This window comes from Bacillus sp. TE9106W (assembly GCF_054062215.1).
In genome coordinates this window covers 41955-47975 of sequence record NZ_JBSSFA010000025.1, presented here as the reverse complement: position 1 = coordinate 47975, position 6021 = coordinate 41955, and the positions used below count along the sequence as shown (strand labels likewise).

Here is a 6021-nt window from a genome sequence, read left to right as displayed (position 1 = left end):
TTGCCATAAAAAATCCCCTCCAGATAAAACAGTACTGAGTCCATCATACCAGATGGACTCTTTTTTTACTGTCTACCTAAAGGGGATAATACCAAGCATGTGGATGCTTTACTCTTTTTTTACATTAGTTTAGATAAGCCTTAATAATAGTTTATTAAAATGAAAGTGTATTCATTCATTATATTCACTGTGTATAAAGTTATAATGATATGAAAATCTGCATATTTTAATTTAGTGATAGAAATTTCGTGAAAGGTGGGATATTCTAGTCATAGGTTAACCGGACGACATCATAGGATCCTAACAAAAAGTTTACAATAATTCGATTATAAAATGGAGGATTTCAGATGAAAAAGAAAGTACTTGCTTTAGCAGCAGCTATTACATTAGTAGCTCCTTTACAAAGCGTTGCATTTGCTCATGAAAACGATGGGGGAAGTAAAATAAAAATAGTTCACCGCTGGTCTGCTGAAGATAAACATAAAGAAGGCGTAAATTCTCATTTATGGATTGTAAACCGTGCGATTGATATTATGTCTCGCAATACAACACTTGTAAAACAAGATCGAGTTGCACAATTAAATGAATGGCGTACGGAGTTAGAGAACGGTATTTATGCTGCTGACTATGAAAATCCTTATTATGATAATAGCACATTTGCTTCACATTTCTATGATCCAGACAATGGAAAAACATATATTCCATTTGCAAAGCAGGCAAAAGAAACCGGAGCTAAATATTTTAAATTAGCGGGTGAATCATACAAAAATAAAGATATGAAACAAGCATTCTTCTATTTAGGATTATCTCTTCATTATTTAGGAGATGTAAATCAACCGATGCATGCGGCAAACTTTACAAATCTCTCGTATCCACAAGGATTCCATTCTAAATATGAAAACTTTGTAGATACGATAAAAGATAATTATAAAGTAACGGATGGAAATGGATATTGGAATTGGAAAGGTACAAATCCAGAAGAGTGGATTCATGGGGCGGCAGTAGCAGCGAAACAAGATTACTCTGGAATTGTAAATGATAATACGAAAGATTGGTTCGTAAAAGCAGCTGTATCACAAGAATATGCAGATAAATGGCGCGCTGAAGTTACACCGATGACAGGTAAGCGATTAATGGATGCACAACGTGTTACTGCTGGATACATTCAGCTTTGGTTTGATACGTACGGAGATCGTTAAGGATTTAAAAAAGGTCAAATCTCACAATAGAGTATTTGACCTTTTTATTACTCTACACATGGAGGTATGGAACGTGAAAGGTAAATTGCTAAAAGGTGTACTTAGCTTTGGGATTGGTTTAGGAGTTTTATACGGAGGATCTTCAGCTCAAGCAGATACGTCTACAGATCAAAACAACACTTTGAAAGTGATGACGCATAACGTGTACATGCTATCAACTAACTTATATCCGAATTGGGGACAAAGTGAGCGTGCTGATTTAATTGGGGCGGCAGATTATATTAAGAATCAAGACGTTGTTATATTAAATGAAGTGTTTGATAATAGTGCTTCAGATCGCCTTTTAGGAAATTTGAAGAAAGAATACCCAAATCAAACAGCTGTATTAGGTCGTAGTAACGGAAATGAATGGGATAAAACGTTAGGTAGCTATTCATCTGCAACTCCTGAAGATGGGGGCGTTGCAATCGTGAGCAAATGGCCGATCGTTGAAAAGGTTCAATATGTATTTGCAAATGGATGCGGACCAGATAATTTATCGAATAAAGGATTTGTATACACGAAAATTAAGAAAAATGATCGTTTCGTTCATGTAATTGGGACGCATTTGCAGGCTGAAGATAGCATGTGCGGAAAAACTTCACCTGCATCTGTACGTACAAACCAGTTAAAAGAAATTCAAGATTTTATTAAAAATAAAAATATACCAAATGACGAGTACGTCCTATTTGGTGGTGATATGAATGTGAATAAAATAAATGCTGAGAACAATAGTGACTCAGAGTACGCATCCATGTTCAAAACATTACATGCTTCTATTCCATCTTATACAGGACATACAGCAACTTGGGATGCGACGACAAACAGTATTGCAAAATATAATTTCCCTGATAGCCCTGCCGAGTATTTAGATTATATTATTGCAAGTAAGGATCATGCGAACCCATCATTTATAGAGAATAAAGTATTACAACCGAAATCTCCACAGTGGACTGTTACATCATGGCTCAAAAAATATACATATAATGATTACTCTGATCATTATCCAGTCGAGGCGACTATTTCTATGAAGTAGTCTTAAAAAGTTTCTTCTTAATAGGAAGAAACTTTTTTATTTTGTAGAGGAAATTTCAACTTTCTTTCCAATATGTATAAGACATATTGAAAAGAGGAGAGAAAAATGTGAATCGAGGAATTTTTAAAGAAGTTCCATTGCCGTGTGCATTTTTGGATGAAGTGGCTTTAGATAGAAATATTCAATCGATTATAGAATTAAGTGGAAATAAGAAGATTCGTATAGCGAGTAAATCGTTACGTTCTGTTCCCGTTATGCAAAGGATTTTGGCTGCAAGTGATCGATTTCAAGGTATTATGTGTTTTTCACCTAGGGAAGCTTTGTTTTTAATTGAACAAGGATTCAATGATTTATTGCTCGGATATCCTGCTTATGATGAAAGAGCGTTACATGAAATAAGTTTGTTAACAAAGCAAGGGCTCATTATAACTTGTATGGTGGATTGTGAAGATCATATTGTTTATTTAGAAAAAATTGCCGAGAAGTCTAAAGGATGTTTTCGTGTTTGCTTAGATATTGATATGAGTAGTCGTTTTTTTAAGTTCCATTTTGGGGTCAAAAGATCACCGGTAAAAGATGTGCAAGGTGCTTTGAAAATAGTAAAAAGGTTGAAAGAATCATCATTTTTAATACTAGATGGTGTAATGGGATATGAAGCCCAAATTGCTGGGGTAGGAGATCACATACCGAATCAACGAGTGAAAAGTAAAGTGATTTCATATTTAAAGAAGAAATCAGTGTTAGAAGTTAAAGAAAGAAGAGGACATATCGTAAAAGAAATACAAAATCTAGGTATTGAACTAAGGTTTGTAAATGGAGGAGGCACAGGAAGTATAAAAACAACTGAGCAAGATCATTCAGTTTCAGAGATTACAATAGGTTCGGCTTTTTATGCCCCAAAGCTGTTTGATTATTATAAAGAGGTGCAATTTCATCCAGCTGTCGGATTTGCTTTACCAGTTGTGCGTAAACCAGCCCCAACAATTTACACTTGTCTAGGTGGCGGATATATTGCCTCAGGCGCAATTGGGAAAGATAAAGAACCTGAGATTTGGAGGCCGGGTGGTGCAAAACTATTAGATTTAGAAGGCGCTGGTGAAGTGCAAACACCGATTTTTTATAACGGTGAGGAACGAGTAGAGATAGGAGATTCTATCTTGTTTCGCCATAGTAAAGCTGGAGAATTATGTGAGCGGTTTCCTTTTTTATATTGTGTGAAAGAAGGAGAGATTGTTGGGGAGTATTCAACATATCGGGGGGATGACCAATGCTTTCTATAAAGGGACAAAAATGGAGAAATTGGACAGGGAATGTAGAAGGAACGCCGCATTATACGATGTATCCAGAAAGTATACAAGATGTAGTAGAAGTTATAGAGCTTGCGCGAAAGAAAGGGAAGAAAATTCGTGTTGTCGGTTCAGGACACTCGTTTACACCTCTTGTGCAAACGGAAGAAATTTTAGTTTCTTTAGATGAATTGAAGGGAATTGTGAATATTGATACGGAGAAGATGATTGCCGAAGTATGGGCAGGAACAAAGTTACATGAGTTAGGTAAGTTACTTGAGGAAAAAGGTTATGCGCAAGAAAATTTAGGGGATATTGATTCGCAATCTATTGCAGGAGCAATTAGTACGGGGACGCATGGAACGGGTATTACCTTTGGAAGTTTATCAACACAAGTTATAGAGATTACGGCAGTTTTATCTACAGGTGAGACTATAGTTTGTTCGGAAACGGAGAATGTGGAATATTGGAGGGCCTTTCAGTTATCACTTGGGATGCTAGGCATCATTGTAAGGATAAAATTGAACATTATTAGGGCGTATTCACTTGTGTATGAAAGTGAAAAACAGTCATTAGCTACTGTAATGAATAAATTAGAAGAATATAAGAAGAATCGTCACTTTGAATTTTTTGTTTTTCCTTATTCAGATGAAGTGCAGGTGAAAGTCACAAACGAAACAACGGGCAAAAAAAGTGATTTGAAATGGCATAAGCTAAAAGTAGAGTTACTAGAAAATAAGATGTTTTCTTTGTTATCTAAAGGATGTAAATGGTTTCCTTCTATAAGTAAAGGAGTAAGTCGATTATCTGCTAAAGCTGTACCGAATACAAAAATAATTGGTCCGAGTTACGAAGTATTTGCTACATCGCGTACGGTTCCATTTTATGAAATGGAGTATAGTGTTCCTTCAAAGTATATGCAGGCCGTTGTAGAAGAAATTTCAAACCTTATTGAAAAGAAAAAGTATAAAGTGCACTTCCCAATTGAATGCCGTTATGTGAAAAGGGATGAAATATGGCTCAGTCCAGCGTATGGAAGAGATTCTGCGTATATAGCTGTTCATATGTATAAAGGTATGAAGTATGCTGCTTATTTTGGTGAGGTGGAGAAAATTTTTCTAAAGTATGAGGGACGCCCGCATTGGGGGAAAATGCATACGTTAACGTACGAAAAATTACAAAATATATATCCAGAATTGCATTCGTTTCTAAAGGTGAGGAAATTATTAGATGAAGCAGAAATGTTTTCAAACCCTTACACAGAAAAATTATTTACGATTATGAAAAAAAGCTGACAAAGTATTATTTGTCAGCTTTTTTTAATATGATCGCATTTCTTGTTTGACTAATGCGCTCGTAAAATAGTAACTTATCACGACTAAATACATGTAATAAAACATGAATAATAAATAGACCGTTAATTACGAGTTGGAATAATACTATAACTATTAATACTAAAGGCTCTTTAAGGTTTAAGATAGAGCTACTCGACAGAATATAGTTGATTCCGCCTAAAATGAAATAGAATATACCGTAACGGATGAATAGTTCCTTCATCGTAATACGATCTGATTTTCCTTTCACATAAATACGAAGCAATGCTTTACCAATTGTTTTTCCATTCGTAAAGTATGGAATGATAATAAAGTAAATCAAGATTGAACACGTTATGAAAATAAGTTCGTATATGTTCGTATAAGCTTGAATATTAGAAACAAAGAAAGAATTTCCTTTGTTTTTAATGACAGGTACAACGATGGATAAGAAAATCCAATCAATTTGCATCGCGATAAAGCGACGAACGAATCCGACTGGTTTCGTTTCCAAATCAACATGACTATCTAATTCGTTTGCTTTCGGAAGGAAGTACATAAATATTGGTGCAATGATAAAGCCAATTACGCCGCCTAATGTATTTAAAAACAGATCATCTATATCAAATAAGCGGTATGCACAATTGTATATACCGTATAGTCCGGTTACTTGTGTTAGCTCGAAAAAGAGTGAAAGACAAAAAGAAATACAAATTGTTTGTAAGAAACTACGTCGGAAATAATAACGTAAGTAAATACCGAATGGAACGGTTAATAGAACGTTAAAAGCGACTTGTAAAAACGCAGATTCTTTTAATAGGTAGAAATAAGTAGCTGGTTTCGTTAAAATTGCCGAAGTACGATTACTAATTTCTTGTATGAAATAAAATGGTGATAGTTGCATGTGCTGCGTATTAGCCGGTTGTAGGCTACAAGTATCATATGTTTGTGGCAACGGCAAAATCACAAGAAAATAGGCATTTAATAAGTAAAGCAATAATGAGTATAAAATAAATGAACGCCATTTATTTAAATAACCATACTTTCGATAATTAAATATTAAAAAAGGGATTAATAGAAACATTGCTAAAAAAGGAAATAAAATAAATGCTGTTTTTACAGGGAATAAATATGCAGTCAAAATGAAG

The 6021-nt window shown here is 34.7% G+C and carries 5 protein-coding genes; 4 read left to right on the top strand and 1 reads right to left on the bottom strand.

Annotated elements, in window-relative coordinates; all coding sequences use genetic code 11:
• Positions 1 to 347: 347 nt before the first annotated feature.
• From cerA to ACVWY7_RS26670, 4 genes are all read left to right on the top strand, one after another.
• Positions 348 to 1199 (top strand): phospholipase CerA, encoded by an 852-nt coding sequence (gene cerA / locus ACVWY7_RS26685; RefSeq protein WP_000731009.1) that lies wholly within the window; start codon positions 348 to 350, stop codon positions 1197 to 1199.
• A gap of 58 nt (positions 1200 to 1257) precedes the next feature.
• Complete coding sequence (gene sph / locus ACVWY7_RS26680) at positions 1258 to 2274, top strand: sphingomyelinase C (protein ID WP_003287028.1); 1017 nt, start codon at positions 1258 to 1260, stop codon at positions 2272 to 2274.
• 107 nt (positions 2275 to 2381) lie between these two features.
• Positions 2382 to 3554 carry an amino acid deaminase/aldolase gene (locus ACVWY7_RS26675; protein ID WP_144508105.1) on the top strand — a complete coding sequence of 391 codons (1173 nt, stop codon included), beginning with the start codon at positions 2382 to 2384 and terminating at the stop codon, positions 3552 to 3554.
• Positions 3542 to 4855, top strand: coding sequence for a D-arabinono-1,4-lactone oxidase (locus tag ACVWY7_RS26670; RefSeq protein ID WP_144508107.1), 1314 nt, complete (start codon positions 3542 to 3544; stop codon positions 4853 to 4855). The genes ACVWY7_RS26675 and ACVWY7_RS26670 overlap by 13 nt, the downstream gene beginning before the upstream one ends.
• Positions 4856 to 4862: 7 nt before the next feature.
• On the opposite strand, the gene ACVWY7_RS26665 is transcribed toward ACVWY7_RS26670, so the two are convergent.
• Entirely contained in the window at positions 4863 to 6014 is a 1152-nt protein-coding gene (locus ACVWY7_RS26665; protein ID WP_000128038.1) for a VanZ family protein, read from the bottom strand.
• Between the last annotated feature and the right edge of the window lie 7 nt (positions 6015 to 6021).

Bases quoted from the DNA above. Each gene is read 5' to 3' on its own strand.
- sph (WP_003287028.1), top strand. From the start codon at position 1,258: ATGGAGGTATGGAACGTGAAAGGTAAATTGCTAAAAGGTGTACTTAGC.
- cerA (WP_000731009.1), top strand. From the start codon at position 348: ATGAAAAAGAAAGTACTTGCTTTAGCAGCAGCTATTACATTAGTAGCT.
- ACVWY7_RS26670 (WP_144508107.1), top strand. From the start codon at position 3,542: ATGCTTTCTATAAAGGGACAAAAATGGAGAAATTGGACAGGGAATGTA.